13 protein-coding genes are annotated in these 16,697 nt (G+C 63.4%); 1 reads left to right on the forward strand and 12 read right to left on the reverse strand.

The features are described from left to right. Window positions 1-51: 51 nt before the first annotated feature. Entirely contained in the window at window positions 52-1,635 is a 1,584-nt protein-coding gene (locus tag HU763_RS04605; RefSeq protein WP_170028373.1) for a peptide chain release factor 3, read from the forward strand. A gap of 137 nt (window positions 1,636-1,772) precedes the next feature. Here HU763_RS04605 and HU763_RS04610 read toward each other — a convergent pair whose 3' ends face one another. From HU763_RS04610 to HU763_RS04665, 12 genes are all read right to left on the reverse strand, one after another. Beyond that, window positions 1,773-2,852, reverse strand: coding sequence for a polyamine ABC transporter substrate-binding protein (locus HU763_RS04610; RefSeq protein WP_186686239.1), 1,080 nt, complete (start codon window positions 2,850-2,852; stop codon window positions 1,773-1,775). A 52-nt stretch (window positions 2,853-2,904) separates the two neighbouring features. Next, window positions 2,905-3,246: a cupin domain-containing protein gene (locus tag HU763_RS04615; RefSeq protein WP_186686237.1), complete on the reverse strand. Its 342-nt coding sequence runs from the start codon at window positions 3,244-3,246 to the stop codon at window positions 2,905-2,907. A gap of 32 nt (window positions 3,247-3,278) precedes the next feature. Then, window positions 3,279-4,685 (reverse strand): NAD(P)/FAD-dependent oxidoreductase, encoded by a 1,407-nt coding sequence (locus tag HU763_RS04620; protein WP_186686235.1) that lies wholly within the window; start codon window positions 4,683-4,685, stop codon window positions 3,279-3,281. 64 nt (window positions 4,686-4,749) lie between these two features. Next, window positions 4,750-5,559, reverse strand: a complete 810-nt coding sequence (locus HU763_RS04625; protein ID WP_186686232.1) for an AraC family transcriptional regulator — start codon at window positions 5,557-5,559, stop codon at window positions 4,750-4,752. Between the two features lie 428 nt (window positions 5,560-5,987). Continuing rightward, window positions 5,988-6,956 (reverse strand): peptide ABC transporter ATP-binding protein, encoded by a 969-nt coding sequence (locus HU763_RS04630; RefSeq protein ID WP_170028378.1) that lies wholly within the window; start codon window positions 6,954-6,956, stop codon window positions 5,988-5,990. Then, complete coding sequence (locus HU763_RS04635) at window positions 6,956-7,924, reverse strand: ABC transporter ATP-binding protein (RefSeq protein WP_170028379.1); 969 nt, start codon at window positions 7,922-7,924, stop codon at window positions 6,956-6,958. The genes HU763_RS04630 and HU763_RS04635 overlap by 1 nt, the downstream gene beginning before the upstream one ends. A 10-nt stretch (window positions 7,925-7,934) precedes the next feature. Then, window positions 7,935-8,861, reverse strand: a complete 927-nt coding sequence (locus tag HU763_RS04640; protein WP_063911340.1) for an ABC transporter permease subunit — start codon at window positions 8,859-8,861, stop codon at window positions 7,935-7,937. Window positions 8,862-8,871: 10 nt separating this feature from the next. Beyond that, window positions 8,872-9,882, reverse strand: coding sequence for an ABC transporter permease subunit (locus tag HU763_RS04645; RefSeq protein ID WP_170028381.1), 1,011 nt, complete (start codon window positions 9,880-9,882; stop codon window positions 8,872-8,874). Window positions 9,883-9,973: 91 nt separating this feature from the next. Further along, window positions 9,974-11,584 (reverse strand): ABC transporter substrate-binding protein, encoded by a 1,611-nt coding sequence (locus HU763_RS04650; RefSeq protein WP_186686231.1) that lies wholly within the window; start codon window positions 11,582-11,584, stop codon window positions 9,974-9,976. 77 nt (window positions 11,585-11,661) lie between these two features. Beyond that, complete coding sequence (locus HU763_RS04655; protein ID WP_170028383.1) at window positions 11,662-13,041, reverse strand: OprD family porin; 1,380 nt, start codon at window positions 13,039-13,041, stop codon at window positions 11,662-11,664. A gap of 204 nt (window positions 13,042-13,245) precedes the next feature. Then, window positions 13,246-14,838, reverse strand: coding sequence for an ABC transporter substrate-binding protein (locus HU763_RS04660; protein ID WP_186686230.1), 1,593 nt, complete (start codon window positions 14,836-14,838; stop codon window positions 13,246-13,248). Window positions 14,839-14,987: 149 nt separating this feature from the next. Further along, window positions 14,988-16,613 (reverse strand): ABC transporter substrate-binding protein, encoded by a 1,626-nt coding sequence (locus HU763_RS04665; RefSeq protein ID WP_186686229.1) that lies wholly within the window; start codon window positions 16,611-16,613, stop codon window positions 14,988-14,990. Window positions 16,614-16,697 lie beyond the last annotated feature (84 nt).

Below are 16,697 nucleotides of genomic sequence, written 5' to 3' on the forward strand. Positions count from 1 at the left end.
GGTTTCGGGTATAATCTTGGCCCTTTTTGATCCCCAGTCAGGCGATTTCCCATGACCAACCAGGCCGCCGAAGTCGCGAAGCGCCGCACTTTCGCAATCATTTCCCACCCCGACGCCGGTAAGACCACCATCACCGAGAAGCTGCTGCTGATGGGCAAGGCCATTGCCGTCGCCGGTACCGTGAAGTCGCGCAAGTCCGACCGCCACGCCACTTCCGACTGGATGGAGATGGAGAAGCAGCGTGGCATCTCCATCACCACCTCGGTGATGCAGTTCCCGTACCGCGAGCACATGATCAACCTGCTCGACACCCCCGGCCACGAAGACTTCTCGGAAGACACCTACCGCACCCTGACCGCGGTGGACTCGGCGTTGATGGTGCTCGACGGTGGTAAGGGTGTAGAGCCGCGTACCATCGCCCTGATGGACGTGTGCCGCCTGCGCGACACGCCGATCGTCAGCTTCATCAACAAGCTCGACCGTGACATCCGTGACCCGATCGAACTGCTCGACGAGATCGAAGCCGTACTGAAGATCAAGGCCGCGCCGATCACCTGGCCGATCGGTTGCTACCGCGACTTCAAGGGCGTGTACCACCTGACCGGCGACTATATCGTGGTCTACACCCCGGGCCACGGCCACGAGCGTACCGAGGCCAAGATCATCCAGAAGCTGGACTCGGACGAAGCCCGCGCCCACCTCGGCGACCAGTACGACGCGTTCGTCGAGCAGCTGGAGCTGGTGCAGGGGGCCTGCCACGAGTTCAACCAGGACGAGTTCATCAACGGCCAGCTGACCCCGGTGTTCTTCGGTACCGCGCTGGGCAACTTCGGTGTCGACCATGTGCTCGATGCGGTGGTCGACTGGGCGCCGCGCCCGCTGAGCCGGGTCGCCCACGAGCGCACCGTGGAGCCTGTGGAAGAGAAGTTCAGCGGCTTCGTGTTCAAGATCCAGGCGAACATGGACCCGAAACACCGCGACCGCATCGCCTTCATGCGCATCTGCTCCGGCAAGTACGAGAAGGGCATGAAGATGCGCCACGTGCGTATCAACAAGGACCTGCGCATCGGCGATGCGCTGACCTTCTTCTCCTCCGAGCGTGAGCAGCTGGAAGAGGCCTACGCCGGCGACATCATCGGCCTGCACAACCACGGCACCATCCAGATCGGCGACACCTTCACCGAAGGCGAGGCGCTGGGCTTCACCGGTATTCCGCACTTCGCCCCGGAACTGTTCCGCCGTGTGCGCCTGAAGGACCCGCTGAAATCCAAGCAGCTGCGCCAGGGCCTGCAGCAGCTGGCCGAAGAGGGGGCGACCCAGGTGTTCTTCCCCGAGCGCAGCAACGACATCATTCTCGGTGCGGTCGGTGTGCTGCAGTTCGACGTGGTCGCCAGCCGGTTGAAGGAAGAGTACAAGGTCGAGTGCGCCTACGAGCCGATCACTGTGTGGTCGGCTCGCTGGATCACCTGCGACGACAAGAAGAAGCTCGAGGAATTCCAGAACAAGGCCATGGAAAACCTGGCCATCGACGGTGGCGGGCACCTGACCTACCTGGCGCCGACCCGGGTCAACCTGTCGCTGATGGAAGAGCGCTGGCCGGACATCAAGTTCCGCGCTACCCGAGAGCACCACTGATTTCGCAAGCTTGCTCCTGATTTCCAGGGCCTGCTCCTGCCCCTCGTGGGAGCGGGTTTACCCGCGAATGCGTCGGTAAACTAAACATCGCATTCGCGGGTGAACCCGCTCCCACAGGGACCGTGTTACGGTCGAAATCAATTCCCTGCCTTGATACTGGTCCAGATCCGCGTCCGGATACGGTCGATCTTGGCCGGCATCGCTTGCAGCGCATACAACTTGCCCATCACGTCGTCGCTCGGGTAGATCATCGTGTTGCTCTTCAGCGCCGGGTTCACCAGTGCGTCCGCCTCGCGGTTGCCGTTGGCGTACTGCACGTGATTGCTGATGTTGGCCATCACCTCTGGCTGCAGCAGGTAGTTCATGTAGGCATACGCAGCCTTCTCGTCCGGTGCATCGGCTGGCATGGCGACCATGTCGAACCACATCGGCGCACCTTCCCTGGGGATCGAGTAGCCCACTTTCACCCCGTTGTTCGCTTCTTCGGCACGGTTCTTCGCCTGCAGTACATCCCCCGAGAAGCCCACCACCACGCAGATGTCGCCATTGGCCAGGTCACCGGTGTACTTCGAGGAGTGGAAGTAGCTGATGTACGGGCGCACCTGCATCAGCAGCGCCTTGGCCTTGTCGTAATCCGCCGGGTCCTGGCTGTGGTGCGGCAGGCCGAGGTAGTGCAGGGCGATCGGCAGCAGTTCGGGGCCGTTGTCCAGCACCGCGACGCCGCAGCTTTTCAGCTTGCTCATGTATTCGGGCTTGAAGATCAGGTCCCAGGAACCCACCGGCGCATTGTCGCCAAGCACGGCCTTGACCTTGTCGATGTTGTAGCCGATGCCGGTACTGCCCCACAGGTAGGGGAAGCCGTACTGGTTGCCCGGGTCGTTGACTTCCAGTGCCTTCAGCAGCACCGGGTTGAGGTTGTGCCAGCCGGGCAGTTGCGCCTTGTCCAGGCGCTTGAGGGCCTTGCCCTGGATCTGCCGGGCCATGAAGTGGTTGGAAGGGAACACCACGTCGTAGCCGGAGTTGCCGGTCATCAACTTGCCATCGAGGGTTTCGTTGCTGTCGTACACGTCGTAGGTGGGTACGATGCCACTGGCCTGCTGGAAGTTCTTCAGCGTGTCGGGGGCAACATAGCTGGACCAGTTGTAGATCTTCACCGTTTCGGCGGCGCTGGCCACGCTGGCAGCCAGCATCAGGGGGGCGAGAAGGTGCGTGCGCATGTCGGATTTACCTTGCTTTGTCTGTTGTTATCGAAGGCAGGCGATCAGCGGATCAGAAGATAAGGACGTAGGTCTTGCGCACCGTCTCCTGGATGTCCCAGGTGCCGGTGCTGTTGGCCGGTAGCATCAGTGCGTCTCCGGCTTCTATATGCAGCGGCTCGCCGTCGTCGGGGGTGAAGGTGCAGCGGCCCTTGATGAAATGGCAGAACTCCTGCTGCACGATCTGCCGACGCCAGCGCCCGGGGGAGCACTCCCAGATGCCGGTCTCGACGCCGTCGTTGCGAGCCACACAGGTGACCGAGGTCACTGCCACGGGGTCGCCGAGGGGGACCGCGACCGGGCTGGAACTGTCGAGCACGGCGATGTCGGTGTTCTTGAACTGGGTGATGCTCATGACCGGTTGATCCTGTGTCGGGTGATGGGAAATCAGTGCATGAAGCCTTCCATGAAGTCCGCCAGCGCGCCGGCCAGACGCCGCCGCCAGGGCGCGCTGGCGGGGTTGGCGAGGGTACGGTCCTCGTGGACGAAACTCTGGATGATCGCGTTGTAGCCCAGCCAGCGGCAGGGCTCGGCGGGCCAACTGGCCAGGCTCGACAGCGGGCGGTTGTCGAGCACCCAGGGTTGCCCGGTCAGTTCGTTGTGCTGGTTGAGGATCAGCGCCGCCAGGGTGCGCCCGCCGAGGTTGCTGGCGCCGACGCCTTCGCCACCGTAGCCACCGGCCAGGGCGATGCCACGCTGGCGGTCACAGAGCATGTGCGGACGAAAACGCCGGGCCATGCCCAGGTTGCCGCCCCAGGTGTGGGTGATGCGCACATGCTTCAGCTGCGGGAACAGCTCGCTGAACAGGTAGCGGCGCAGTTCTACTTCGTGTTCGCCAAGGGTGAAATTTTCTCGCAGGCGGCCGCCGAAGCGGTAGCCGCCACGCGCACCGAACACCAGGCGGTTGTCGGCCGTGCGTTGGCCGTAGGTGACCTGGCGGCTGTTCTCGCTGAAGGCCTGGCCCTGGCTCAGGCCGATCTGTGCCCAGGTGGCCTCTGGTAGCGGTTCGGTAGCCACCAGCAGGCTTTGCACCGGTAACTGGTGTTTGCCCAGTGGCGGCAGGGTGACGGCATAGCCTTCCACGGCAGGTACGGTCCACTGGCAGCGGATACGTGCCAGCGGGGTACGCACCTCACCGGGCTGCCAGTCGATGGCCGGGGTATTTTCATAAAGCTGCACGCCCAGCGCTTCCACCGCCCGAGCCAGGCCGCGCACCAGCTTGGCCGGCTGAATGGTGGCGGTGTGAGGGCTGTAGATGGCGCCATAGGCGTTGCTGACCCGCAGCTGGGTGTCCAGTTGCTCGGGGCGCAGCCAGCGGTAGTCGTCTTCGGTCATGCCCTGGCGGTACAGGTCGTCCAGGTAAGCGCGCAGGCTGCGCTCCTGCTCCGGATAACGCGCGGCGCAATACAGCACGCCGCCCTTGCGGTAGTCGCAATCGATGCCTTCGCGTTGCAATACGCGGTGCACTTCATCGGGGATGCCGTGCAGCAGGTCGATGCTGGCCCGGCGCTGCTGCGGCGACAGGCTGGCCAGCAGGCGGTCTTCCCCGAGCAGGTTGCCCATCAACCAGCCGCCATTGCGCCCCGAGGCGCCGAAGCCGGCGATGTTGGCCTCGATCACCGCGATGTTCAGGTGCGGTGCCTGGCGCTTGAGGTAGTAGGCAGTCCACAGCCCGGTGTAGCCGGCGCCGAGGATGCACACATCGACTTCGAGGTCCTGGCGCAGGGCCGGGCGCGCGCACAGTGGCTCGTCGAGCTGGTCCATCCACAGGCTGAGCGTGCGCAGGGGTTGCATCGGGTTTTGCTCCACATCCGTCGAGGTCTGTGGGCGATGCTAGTAGTGTCGGTCGGCGCCTGTCTTACGTGCGTGCACGCAGGGAATTTTGCTTCAGGTAGGCCTTGGGGGTCAGGCCGGTGTGTTCGCGGAAGCACTTGTAGAACGCCGAGAGCGAGTTGAAGCCGGCGTTGAACGCCAGCTCGTCGATCGTCGCCTCGACGCTGTTGTCGCCCAGGCTGGCCATCAGGTGTTGCAGGCGGGCCTGGTTGACGTAGCGGTAGAAGCTTTGCCCTAGCACCTGGTTGAGCAGGTAGGAAATCTGGTTGCGGCTATAGCCACTCGCGTCCGCCACCTGTTGCAAGTCCAGTTGCGGGTCCAGGTAGGGGCGCTGGCGCTGGAAGTACTGCTCCAGGTCCTGGGCCATGGTCGACAGCTGCCGCGGTGACAGGCCCAGGCGGCTGGTGGCCGGGCGCGGGCCGCTGCTGGCCAGGCCGTTGCCGTTCTGGCGCACCAGGGTGGCGTACTCGTTGACCTGCCAGATCAGGCCGTCCTTGACGGTAATCGCCTCGCTGGACTGGAACGCCACCAGGCCGTCGCCGCCCTGCACCGTGACCTGGTACTGGATGAACGCCGTGCTGCCGTCGACGCGGATGCGGTCGCTGTGGACGATGTCTTCGCCGGCTTCATGGGGCAGGCAGGCGCGTACGTAGTCGCGCAGTTCCTGGTAGCGGAGCACGCGGTTCTGGAAAAAATCGTGGTAGTGGATGTCGGGGTGGTAAAGCGCGATGACGCCGTCGAGGTCACGGTGCTTCCAGCACAGGTGGTAGCGCAGCACGGTGTCGGCGGTGAGCGGGGTCTGCTCGGGGCCGTCGGGGAGGGTGGTGGCGGTCATGAGGCCGATAGTGCATTGCAGAACACCCAGGTGCAAGGGTGGGGATCTGGCATATTGCATGGTTCTGGCAAGCGGCTTGGGGGTAAGCCTTTGATTCGGTTGGGTGTGATTCTTTGACAAGGATGGCATGGCAAGTGCACCGAACTGTTCAACATCGAACAAGGAGAAAGGCCATGCGCTCGATACTGCTGTGGATGATTGGGGTGCCGATTCCGGTGATTATCCTGATCTGGTTGTTCATGCATTGAGAATTCAGGGGGCCGCTTTGCGACCCTTTCGCGACACAAGGCCGCTCCTACAGGATGAGGTGCGCCTCATTTGTTGGACAAAAAATCCAACCTAGGGGCGCAGTTCAGGAGATCGCGGTCCCTTGTAGGAGCGGCCTTGCGTCGCGAAAGGGCTGCAAAGCAGCCCCGGCAATCCAAGGGCTAAAGAAACTGCTCGGCATAATGACAAGCCACCTGCCGCGTACCCACCTGCCTGAACGCCGGCACCTCCTTGGCACAGCGCTCGGTCGCATACGGGCAGCGTTTGTGGAATGCGCACCCGTCCGGTGGATTGAGCGGGTTGGGTAGCTCCCCGGCAATGCGGATCTTCGGCTTCAGCGGATCAGGATGGATCGCCGGTGTCGCCGACAGCAGAGCCTGGGTGTACGGATGCAGCGGCTTCTCGTAGATGTCCTCCTTCGGCCCCATTTCTGCCGGTCGGCCCAGGTACATCACCAGCACCTGATCCGCCACATGTCGCACCACCGCCAGGTTGTGCGAGATGAACACATAGGCGGTGTTGAACTCCTTCTGCAAGTCCATGAACAAGTTCAGCACCTGGGCCTGGATCGACACGTCCAGCGCGGAGGTCGGTTCGTCGGCGACCAGCACCTTGGGTTGCAGCATCATCGCCCGGGCCAGGGCAATACGTTGGCGCTGGCCACCCGAGAACATGTGCGGGTAGCGCTGGTAATGCTCGGGGCGCAGGCCGACCTGTTCCATCATCTTCTGCACCTTTTCGCGCCGCTCGGCCTTGCTCAGCGAAGTGTTGATCAACAGTGGCTCGGCGAGCTGGTCGCCAATCTTCTGCCGCGGGTTGAGCGAGGCGTAGGGGCTCTGGAACACCATTTGCACGTCGCGACGCAGTTGCTTGCGTTCGGTTTTGCTGGCGCCTTTCACCTCGGTGCCGGCGATCTGCAGCGAGCCGGACGACGGCTCTTCGATCAGGGTCAGGGCGCGGGCCAGGGTCGACTTGCCACAGCCGGACTCGCCGACCACGGCCAGGGTCTTGCCCGCCTCCAGCTCGAACGACACGCCATTCAATGCACGCACCAGGGCATGGCCCTTGAACAGCCCGCGGGAGACTTCGTAATGCCGGGTAAGCTCCCGGGCGGAGAGAACGACGGCCATTACGCCACCTCCTGGTTCAGCGGGTAGAAGCAACGTGCCAGGCTGTTGGCCTGGGGATCGAGGGGGGGGCGCTGGTGCCGGCAGTTGTCCTGCACGTAGGGGCAGCGCGGCGACAGCAAGCATCCCGCCGGGCGGTCGTAGCGACCGGGGACGATGCCGGGCAGGGTAGCCAGGCGTTCGGCACCGATGCTGTGCTCGGGGATCGCCGCCAGCAGCGCTTCGCTGTAGGGGTGGGCGGGCACGTCGAACAGCTCTGGCACCTGGCCGACTTCCACAGCCTGGCCGGCGTACATCACGCACACCCGCCTGGCGGTTTCGGCTACCACGGCGAGGTCATGGGTGATCAGGATGAGCGCCATGTTGCGCTCCTTCTGCAGGTTGACCAGCAGTTCCATGATCTGTGCCTGGATGGTCACGTCCAGCGCCGTAGTCGGTTCGTCGGCGATCAGTAGCTTGGGTTCGCCAGCGATGGCCATGGCGATCGCCACACGCTGGCTCATGCCGCCGGACAATTGATGCGGGTAGGCATCCAGGCGGCTTTCCGCCGCCGGGATCTCGACTTTCTTCAACAGCTCCAGGGCCCGCTGGCGCGCGGCCTTGCCCTTCAGGCCCAGGTGCTGGCGCAGCACTTCCTCGATCTGGTAGCCCACGGTGTAGCTGGGGTTGAGCGCGGTCATCGGGTCCTGGAAGACCATGGCGATGTCCTTGCCCACCACCTTGCGCCGCTGGCGCCCGCTGAGCTTGAGCATGTCGGTGCCATCGAAGGTCAGTGCGTCGGCGGTGATGCGCCCGGGGGCGTCGACTAGGCCCATCAGAGCCATCATGGTGACCGACTTGCCCGAGCCGGATTCACCGACGATGGCCAGGATCTCGCCGGCTTCCACCGTCAGGTCCAGGCCATCGACCACCGGTACGGCATTGGCGTCGCCGAAGCGCACGTTCAGGTTGTTGATCTGCAACAGTGACATGGCGTTCTCCTCAGGCGGCGTTCTTGAGTTTCGGGTCCAGCGCATCGCGCAGGCCGTCGCCCATCAGGTTGATTGCCAGCACACTGAGCAGAATGGTCAGGCCGGGCAGGCTCACCACCCACCAGGCGCGCTCGATGTAGTCACGGGCCGATGCCAGCATGGTGCCCCACTCGGGGGTCGGTGGTTGTACACCGAGGCCGAGGAAGCCCAGGGCGGCGGCGTCGAGAATGGCCGAAGAGAAACTCAGGGTGGCCTGCACGATCAGCGGTGCCATGCAGTTGGGCAGCACGGTGACGAACATCAGCCGTGGCAGGCCGGCACCGGCCAGGCGCGCGGCGGTGACATAGTCGCGGTTCAGCTCGCCCATCACGGCGGCGCGGGTCAGGCGCACATAGGAGGGCAATGAAACGATGGCGATGGCGATCACCGTGTTGATCAGGCCAGGGCCGAGGATGGCAACGATGGCCACTGCCAGCAGCAGCGAGGGCAGGGCCAGCATCACGTCCATCAGGCGCATGATCGACGGGCCGAGCAGTTGCGGGAAGAACCCTGCCAGCAGGCCCAGCAGGATGCCCGGGATCAGCGACATCACCACCGACGACAGGCCGATCAGCAGCGACAGCCGCGCGCCCTGGATCAGCCGCGAAAGCAGGTCGCGGCCCAGCTCGTCGGTGCCGAGGATGAACTGCCAGCTGCCGCCTTCCAGCCATACCGGCGGGGTCAGCAGGAAGTCGCGGTACTGCTCGCTCGGGTCGTGCGGGGCGACCCACGGCGCGAACAGCGCGCAGAACACCACCAGGCACATGAAGGCCAGGCCCATCACCGCGCCTTTGTTGCGCGCGAAGGCTTGCCAGAATTCTTTGTACGGCGAAGGGTAGAGCAGGCTCTGGTCCACCGGGCTGGCCGGTGTGACGGATTTCGGAATCGGGCTAGTCATGGCGAAGGCCTCAGCGCTGATGACGGATGCGTGGGTTGGCCAGGCCGTAGAGGATGTCCACGACGAAGTTGACCAGGATCACCAGGCAGGCGATCAACAGGATGCCGTTCTGGACCACGGGGTAGTCACGGGCACCGATGGCTTCGATCAGCCATTTGCCGATGCCCGGCCAGGAAAAGATGGTTTCGGTCAGCACCGCACCGGCCAGCAGCGTGCCGACCTGCAGGCCGAACACGGTCAGCACCGGGATCAAGGCATTGCGCAGGCCGTGCACGAACACCACGCGGGCTGGCGACAGGCCTTTGGCGCGGGCGGTACGGATGTAGTCCTCGCGCAGCACTTCGAGCATCGACGAGCGGGTCATGCGGGCAATCACCGCCAACGGGATGGTGCCGAGCACGATGGCGGGCAGGATCAGGTGCATCAGCGCGTCCTTGAACGCGCCTTCCTCGTCGCTGAGCAGGGTGTCGATGAGCATGAAGCCGGTTTTCGGCTCGATGTCATAGAGCAGGTCGATGCGCCCGGATACCGGGGTCCAGCCCAGGCTTACCGAGAAGAACATGATCAGGATCAGGCCCCACCAGAAGATCGGCATGGAGTAGCCCGCCAGGGAAATCCCCATCACCCCATGGTCGAACAGCGAACCGCGCTTGAGCGCGGCGATCACCCCGGCCAGCAGGCCGACGATGCCGGCGAACAGCAGGGCGGCGAAGGCCAGTTCGAGGGTAGCCGGGAACAGGGTGAGAAACTCGTGCCAGACACTCTCGCGGGTGCGCAACGATTCACCCAGGTCGCCCTGGGCCAGCTTGCCAACGTAGTCCAGGTACTGGACCGGCAGCGGCTTGTTCAGCCCCAGACGCTCCATGGCCTGGGCATGCATTTCGGGGTCGACCCTGCGCTCGCCCATCATCACTTCCACCGGGTCGCCGGGGATCAGGCGTATGAGCGCGAAGGTCAGCAAGGTGATGCCGAAGAACGTCGGTATCAACAGGCCAAGGCGCCGGGCAATAAAACTCAACATTGTCGGGGTTACCTCATCAGGCCGTGGGGCGATCAGCCCGTTACGGCGGGGCCGCCGGGCCCCGTGTGGGCGGCCGGCGGTCGTTGTTGTTCTACTTCACCTTGGTAGTGGCGAAGTTGTTGTTGGTCAGAGGGTTGATCACGTAGCCCTCCACGTTGTCACGCATGGCGGTGAACATCTTCGGATGGGCCATGCTGATCCAGGGTTGTTCGTCATCGTACACTTTCAATGCCTCGTTATAGAGCCTTGCACGCTCGTCGTTGTCGATCACTTCGCGGGCGCGGCTGATCAGCTCCTGGAACTTAGGGTTGCACCAGCGCGCATAGTTCTCGCCGCTCTTGACGGCATCACAACTGAGCATCGGCGTGAGGAAGTTGTCCGGGTCGCCGTTGTCGCCGGCCCAGCCGGCGGACACCAGGTCGGCTTCGCCCTTCTTGGCCCGGCGCAGCATCTCGGCCCACTCCATGACGCGGATATCCAGCTTGAGGCCGATCTGTTTGAGGTCGCCCTGCAGCATCTCGGCGGACAGCCGCGGGTTGGGGTTGGTCGGGCCACCACCGTTGCGGGTGAACAGGGTGAACGTCGTGCCCGGCGGTACGCCAGCTTCGTTGAGCAGTTGGCGTGCCTTGGCCAGGTCGCGGGGCGGGTTCCTGTTCTCGTTGTTGTAGCCGATCATGGTCGGCGGATAAGGGTTCACGCCCACCAGCGCATTGCCCTTGCCGAACAGCTGGTCGACGTGGGTCTGGCGGTCGAAGGCCATGTTGATGGCTTTGCGTACCCGCACGTCGCTCAGGTATTTGTGTTCGGTGTTCATCGAGATGTAACCGGTGACCAGGGCCTCGATTTCCTCAACCTTGAGTTTCGGGTCCTGCTTGATCGACGGCACATCATCGGGCTTGGGATAGAGCGCCACCTGGCACTCGTTGGCGCGCAGTTTCTGCAGGCGCACGTTGCTGTCGGTGGCGATGGCGAACACCAGCGCATCGGCCGGCGGCTTGCCACGGAAATAGTCCGGGTTGGGCTTGAAGCGAACCTGGGCGTCCTTGTTGTAACGCTGGAAGATGAACGGGCCGGTGCCGATCGGCTTGCTGTTCAGCTCGGCGGTCTTGCCAGCCTTGAGCAACTGGTCGCCGTACTCGGCGGAGTAGATCGAGGTAAAGCCCATGGCCATGTCGCGCAGGAACGGCGCTTCCGGTCGGGTGAGGGTAATCACCACGGTGTGCTCGTCAGCCTTGCTGACCGACTTGAGCAGTTGCTTGAACCCCATGCTCTCGAAGTACGGGTAGCCGACGCTGGTCTTGTCATGCCAGGGATGGTTCGGGTCGAGCTGGCGATTGAGGCTCCACAGCACGTCATCGGCGTTGAAGTCGCGGGTCGGCTTGAAGTAGTCGGTGGTGTGGAACTTCACCCCCTGGCGCAGGTGGAAGGTGTAGGTCAGGCCGTCGTCGGAAATGTCCCAGCGCTCGGCCAGGGCCGGCTGGATTTCGGTAGTACCGGGCTTGAAGTCGACCAGGCGGTTGAACACTGTCTCGGCCGAGGCATCGGCGGTGACCGCAGTGGTGTACTGGACGATGTCGAACCCTTCCGGGCTGGCTTCGGTGCACACCACCAGCGGTTTGGCCGCCAATTGCGTGGCGCCACCCAGAAGCAGCGCGGCCAGGGCCAGGCGCAGTGGTCGCGATTTGGTGAACGTTCTCTGCATGGGGTGAAACTCCCTGCTTGCATTGGTTCCAGCGTAGCCGCCCCGGCCCGCAGCGAAGCAGGCCGGGGCGCCGACGGTCAGAGGATGTTGAACGGAATGGTGGTGACCACCCGGAACTCGTCCAGGCTGCCATCGCCCTGGGCCTTGCTGGCGCGGTGCGCGGTGTAGGTGGCGCGGATGCTGGTGTCCTTCAGCGGCCCGCTCTGCACCGCGTAGCTGGTGCCGATGCCCCACTCGTAGTGGGTTTCGCCATCCAGGCCGTTGACGTCATAGGCGGTACCACGGTAATGGGTGCCGTCGATACCCCAGCCGCGGGCGTTGTACAGGTTGAATTTCAGCCCCGGCACGCCATACGGCGCCATGTTCAGCACGTAGGAAAGCTGCAGCGATTTCTCGTTGGGGCCGTTGAAGTCCGACAGCAGCGAGTTGGCCAGGTAGATGCCATTGGTTTCGTGCAGGTAGTCGAAGTACTCGTTGCCGTTGACCTGCTGCCACGAGGCGCTGACGGTGTGGGCCTGGTGGGTCAGGCCGAATGACAGGCTGTAGGTGTCGTTGTCGATTTCGCCCATCTTCTGGCTGCCGGCGTCGACGGTCTTGTAGTAGTTCAGGCCGGTGCTCAGGCTCAGCACTGCGCTGTCGCCGAGCACGTGGTTGGCGCCGAAATAGTACTGGTTCCAGAAGTCGTCGACCTTGGTGGCGTACAGGCTGGTGGTCAGGCTCTTGAACGGCTGGTAGTTGATGCCGGCGGTGCTGGCGCGGTCGGTTTCAACGCCAGTGGCGCTGTACTCGCTGCGGAACTTGCTGAGGCTCTGCTCGGTGCGTGGCGAGACGCGGTCGAAGGTGCCCAGGTCGAAGCTCAGGTTGTCGAATTCGGCGCTGTGCAGGAATGCCCCCTGGAAGCTCGAGGGCAGGGCGCGGTTGCCGATGTAGGCGATCATCGGTGTGTCCACCGATTGGCGGCCGACGGTCAGGGTGGTGTTGGACACGCGTGCCTTGACGTTGGCCAGGCCCATCTTGCTCCACTGGCCGACCGGGTCGCCGTCGCTGTGGGTCAGGGTGCGGTTGTTGGGGCCGGCGACCGCCTCGCGGCTTTGCTGCAGGGCGATGGCATTGTAGCCAGCGGCTTCGACGGCGAAGCCGACGGTGCCCTGGGTGAAGCCGGAACTGTAGTTGAGGATGGTGCCCTGCACCCAGTTCTCGCGGCTGTGGGTGTCGTGACGGGTGCCGTCGCTCTTGTAGTACTTCCACAGCGGTGCGCGGGCGGCGCGTTCGTGGGCATACCAGTTGCGGGTGCTGCCCGACAGGCTCTGGCCGTCGATGAAACCGCTGGCCTGCTCCTGCTCGCTGCTGCCTTTGAGGGTGACGGGCACATAGTCCTGGCTTTGCGGGTCGGCCAGGGTCACGGTGGATAATGCACTGATGGATAACGCCAGTGCGGTCAAGGTGAATAGTCTCAAGGTTAAAAGCTCCCTTTCTGTTCTTCTAGTTATTCCCTGGCCTTGTGGGCCGGGCTTCTTGTTGCGGTGTTGCCAGGGTTGCCCGGGGTCACCGGGCAGAATCGGGCCTCTTCGCGGGCGCGCCCGCTCCCACAGGTTTCGTGAACCTGAGGAGAACCCTGTGGGAGCGGGTTTACCCGCGAAGAGGCCGGTACCGGCTAATGCTCAATCAACACTCACACCGGAAAAATCGTTGCGCCCGAAAGGGCTGACCTTGAATTCGGAAACCTTGATGCTCAGCGGTTGGTTGACCGTTGAATGTGCCACGGGGGTAATCGGCACCTGTTGCTTGAGCCGCTGCTGGGCCTGCTGGTACAGGGCGGTGCGCTGGGAGCGGTCGGTGACCTGCTTGGCCTGCTTGACCAAGCTGTCGTACTGCGGGTCGCACCACAGCGAATAGTTGTTGCTGCCAATCGCATCGCAGTTGTAAAGAGTGCCAAGCCAGTTGTCCGGGTCACCGTTGTCACCGGTCCAGCCGATCAGGGCGATATCGTGTTCGCCGCTTTTCATGCGTTTGAGGTATTCGCCCCATTCGTAGCTGACGATGCGCACCTTGAAGCCGAGCTTGCTCCAGTCGGCCTGGAGCATTTCCGCCATCAGCTTGGCGTTGGGGTTGTACGGACGCTGTACCGGCATGGCCCACAGGGTGATTTCGCTGCCGGGCTTCACGCCGGCCTGCTGCAGCAGCTGCCGGGCCTTGTCCGGGTCGTACGGCGCATCCTTGATGCTGCTGTCATAGGACCACTGGGTCGGCGGCATGGCGTTGACGGCCAGCTGGCCGGAGTCCTGGTACACCGCCTGGAGGATCGCCTGTTTGTTCACCGCCATGTCCATCGCCTGGCGCACTTCCAGGCGGTCGAATGGCGGGTGCTTGGTGTTGTAGGCGATGTAGCCGAGGTTAAAGCCCGGTTGCTGCAGCACCTGCAGCTTGCTGTCGGCCTTCAGCGCCGGCAGGTCGGCCGGGCGCGGGTGCAGGGTGACCTGGCATTCGTTGCGGCGCAGCTTCTGGATGCGCACCGACGGGTCGGTGTTGATCGAGAACACCAGGTTGTCGATCTTCACCTCGTCTGCTGCCCAGTAAGCCTGGTTGCCCTTGTAGCGAATCTGCGAATCCTTCTGGTAGCGCTGGAACACGAACGGCCCGGTGCCGATCGGTTGCTGGTTGATGTCGCTGGGGCGCCCGCTGGCCAGCAACTGCCCGGCGTATTCGGCAGAGAGAATGGAGGCGAAGCTCATGGCCAGGTTCTGGATGAAGGCGGCATCGACCGCGTTCAAGGTGAATACCACGGTCATGGGGCCGGTTTTCTCGACACGGGCGATGTTCTTGTCCAGGCCCATGCTGACGAAATAGGGGAACTCGGTCGGGTAGGCCTGGCGGAACGGGTGGCCCTTGTCGAGCATGCGGTTGAAGGTGAACAGCACGTCGTCGGCGTTGAACTCGCGGCTGGGTGTAAAGGCCTTGTTGCTGTGGAACTTCACTCCCTCGCGCAGGTGAAAGGTGTAGCGCAGGCCATCGTCAGACACCTCCCAGCGGGTTGCCAGCGCAGGCTGCACGGCGGTGCCACCGCGCTCGAACTCGACCAGGCGGTTGTAGATGGGCTCGGCGGCATCGTTGTCGGTGGCGCTGGTGTACTGCGCGGTGTCGAAGCCGGCCGGGCTGCCTTCGGAGCAGAACACCAGGTTGTTGGCCAGCACGACCGGGGTCTGGCTGACCAGGCCGAGGGCCAGCAGGGCGGAAAGGCGGGTGGTGTAGCGCATGAACAAGTCCTTTTACGTCTGTTTGCGCCGCCGCGTGCAAAAAATGCCGGCAACAGCGCGCCGCCCCCGCAGTGCTGGCGGCGGGGCGACATGAAGGGGGAGGCGAGGTTGGCAGGGGCACCCGCACTTCAGCGGGTGCCACAGCTAGCCTATTTGTCCACGCTGACGCCGTAGAAGGAGTTCAGGCCGAACGGGCTGATCTTGAAGTCCTTCACTTTGGCGCTCATGGGCTGGTACACGGTGGAATGGGCAATCGGGGTGATCGGCACCTGCTCCTTGAGGATGTGCTGCGCCTGCTTGTACAGCTCGGTGCGCTTGGCCTGGTCGGGAGTGGCCTTGGCCTGCTTGATCAGATCGTCGTAGGGTTTGTAGCACCACTTGGAGAAGTTGTTGCCGTTCATGGCATCGCAGCCGTACAGGGTGCCCAGCCAGTTGTCCGGGTCACCATTGTCACCGCTCCAGCCGATCAGCATGGCGCCCTGTTCGCCACCCTTGGAACGTTTGATGTATTCCCCCCATTCATAGCTGACGATCTTCGCCTTGATGCCCACCTTGGCCCAGTCCGATTGCAGCATTTCGGCCATCAGCTTGGCATTGGGGTTGTACGGGCGCTGCACCGGCATGGCCCACAGGGAGATTTCGGTGCCTTCCTTGATGCCGGCTTCCTTGAGCAGCTGCCGGGCTTTCTCCGGGTCGTACGGGGCGTCCTTGATACTGTCGTCGTAGGACCACTGGGTGGGCGGCATGCCATTGACCGCCAGCTGGCCGGCGCCCTGGTAGACCGACTCGATGATCTTTTTCTTGTCCACAGCCATGTCCAGCGCCTGGCGGACTTTCAGCTGGGCCAGCGGGTTGGCTTCGTTGCTGCCCTTGACCTTGTCCATCACGTTGTAGGCGATGTAGCCGAGGTTGAAGCCGGCCTGGTCAGGCATCTGCAGCTTGGGGTCCTGCTTCAGCGGCTGGATGTCGGCCGGGCGCGGGAACAGGGTGACCTGGCACTCGTTCTTCTTCAGCTTCTGCATGCGCACCGAGGCGTCGGTGGTGATGGCGAAGATCAGGTTGTCGATCTTCACGTCATCCGGTTGCCAGTAGTCCTTGTTGCCCTTGAAGCGGATCTGCGCGTCCTTTTGGTACTTGCTGAACACGAACGGGCCGGTGCCGATCGGCTTCTGGTTGATATCGGCAGCCTTGCCGTCCTTGAGCAACTGGTCGGCGTATTCGGCGGACTGGATCGAGGCAAAGCTCATGGCCAGGTTCTGGATGAATGCGGCGTCGACCTCGTTGAGGGTGAACCTCACCGTGTGGTCGTCGAGCTTCTCCACCTTGGCGATGTTCTTGTCCATGCCCATGTCGGTGAAGTACGGAAACTCGGTGGGGTAGGCCTTGCGGAACGGGTGGTCCTTGTCGAGCATGCGGTCGAAGGTGAACAGCACGTCGTCGGCGTTGAATGCACGGGTGGGCTTGAAGTAGTCGGTGCTGTGGAACTTGACCCCTTCGCGCAGGTGGAAGGTGTAGGTCTTGCCGTCGTCGGACACTTCCCACTTGGTCGCCAGGCCCGGGATCACGGCAGTGCCGCCGCGTTCGAACTGGGTCAGGCGGTTGAACACGGTCTCGGCCGAGGCGTCGAAATCGGTCCCCGTGGTGTATTGCCCCGGGTCGAAGCCGGCCGGGCTGCCTTCGGAGCAGAACACCAGGTTGGACGCGGCGAGGGCCGACGGTGCGCCGGAGAGCAAGCCTGCGCCTAGCAGGAACGGAATGACTGCGTGTTTGAGCATGGTGGCCTCATTGTTGTCATTTTTCGATTTGAGGTGGCCTCGTGAGCCGACCTGCGGATACTTATGCAGGGGGTGTACCCAATG

It is taken from the genome of Pseudomonas anuradhapurensis (assembly GCF_014269225.2).
Classification (GTDB): domain Bacteria; phylum Pseudomonadota; class Gammaproteobacteria; order Pseudomonadales; family Pseudomonadaceae; genus Aquipseudomonas; species Aquipseudomonas anuradhapurensis.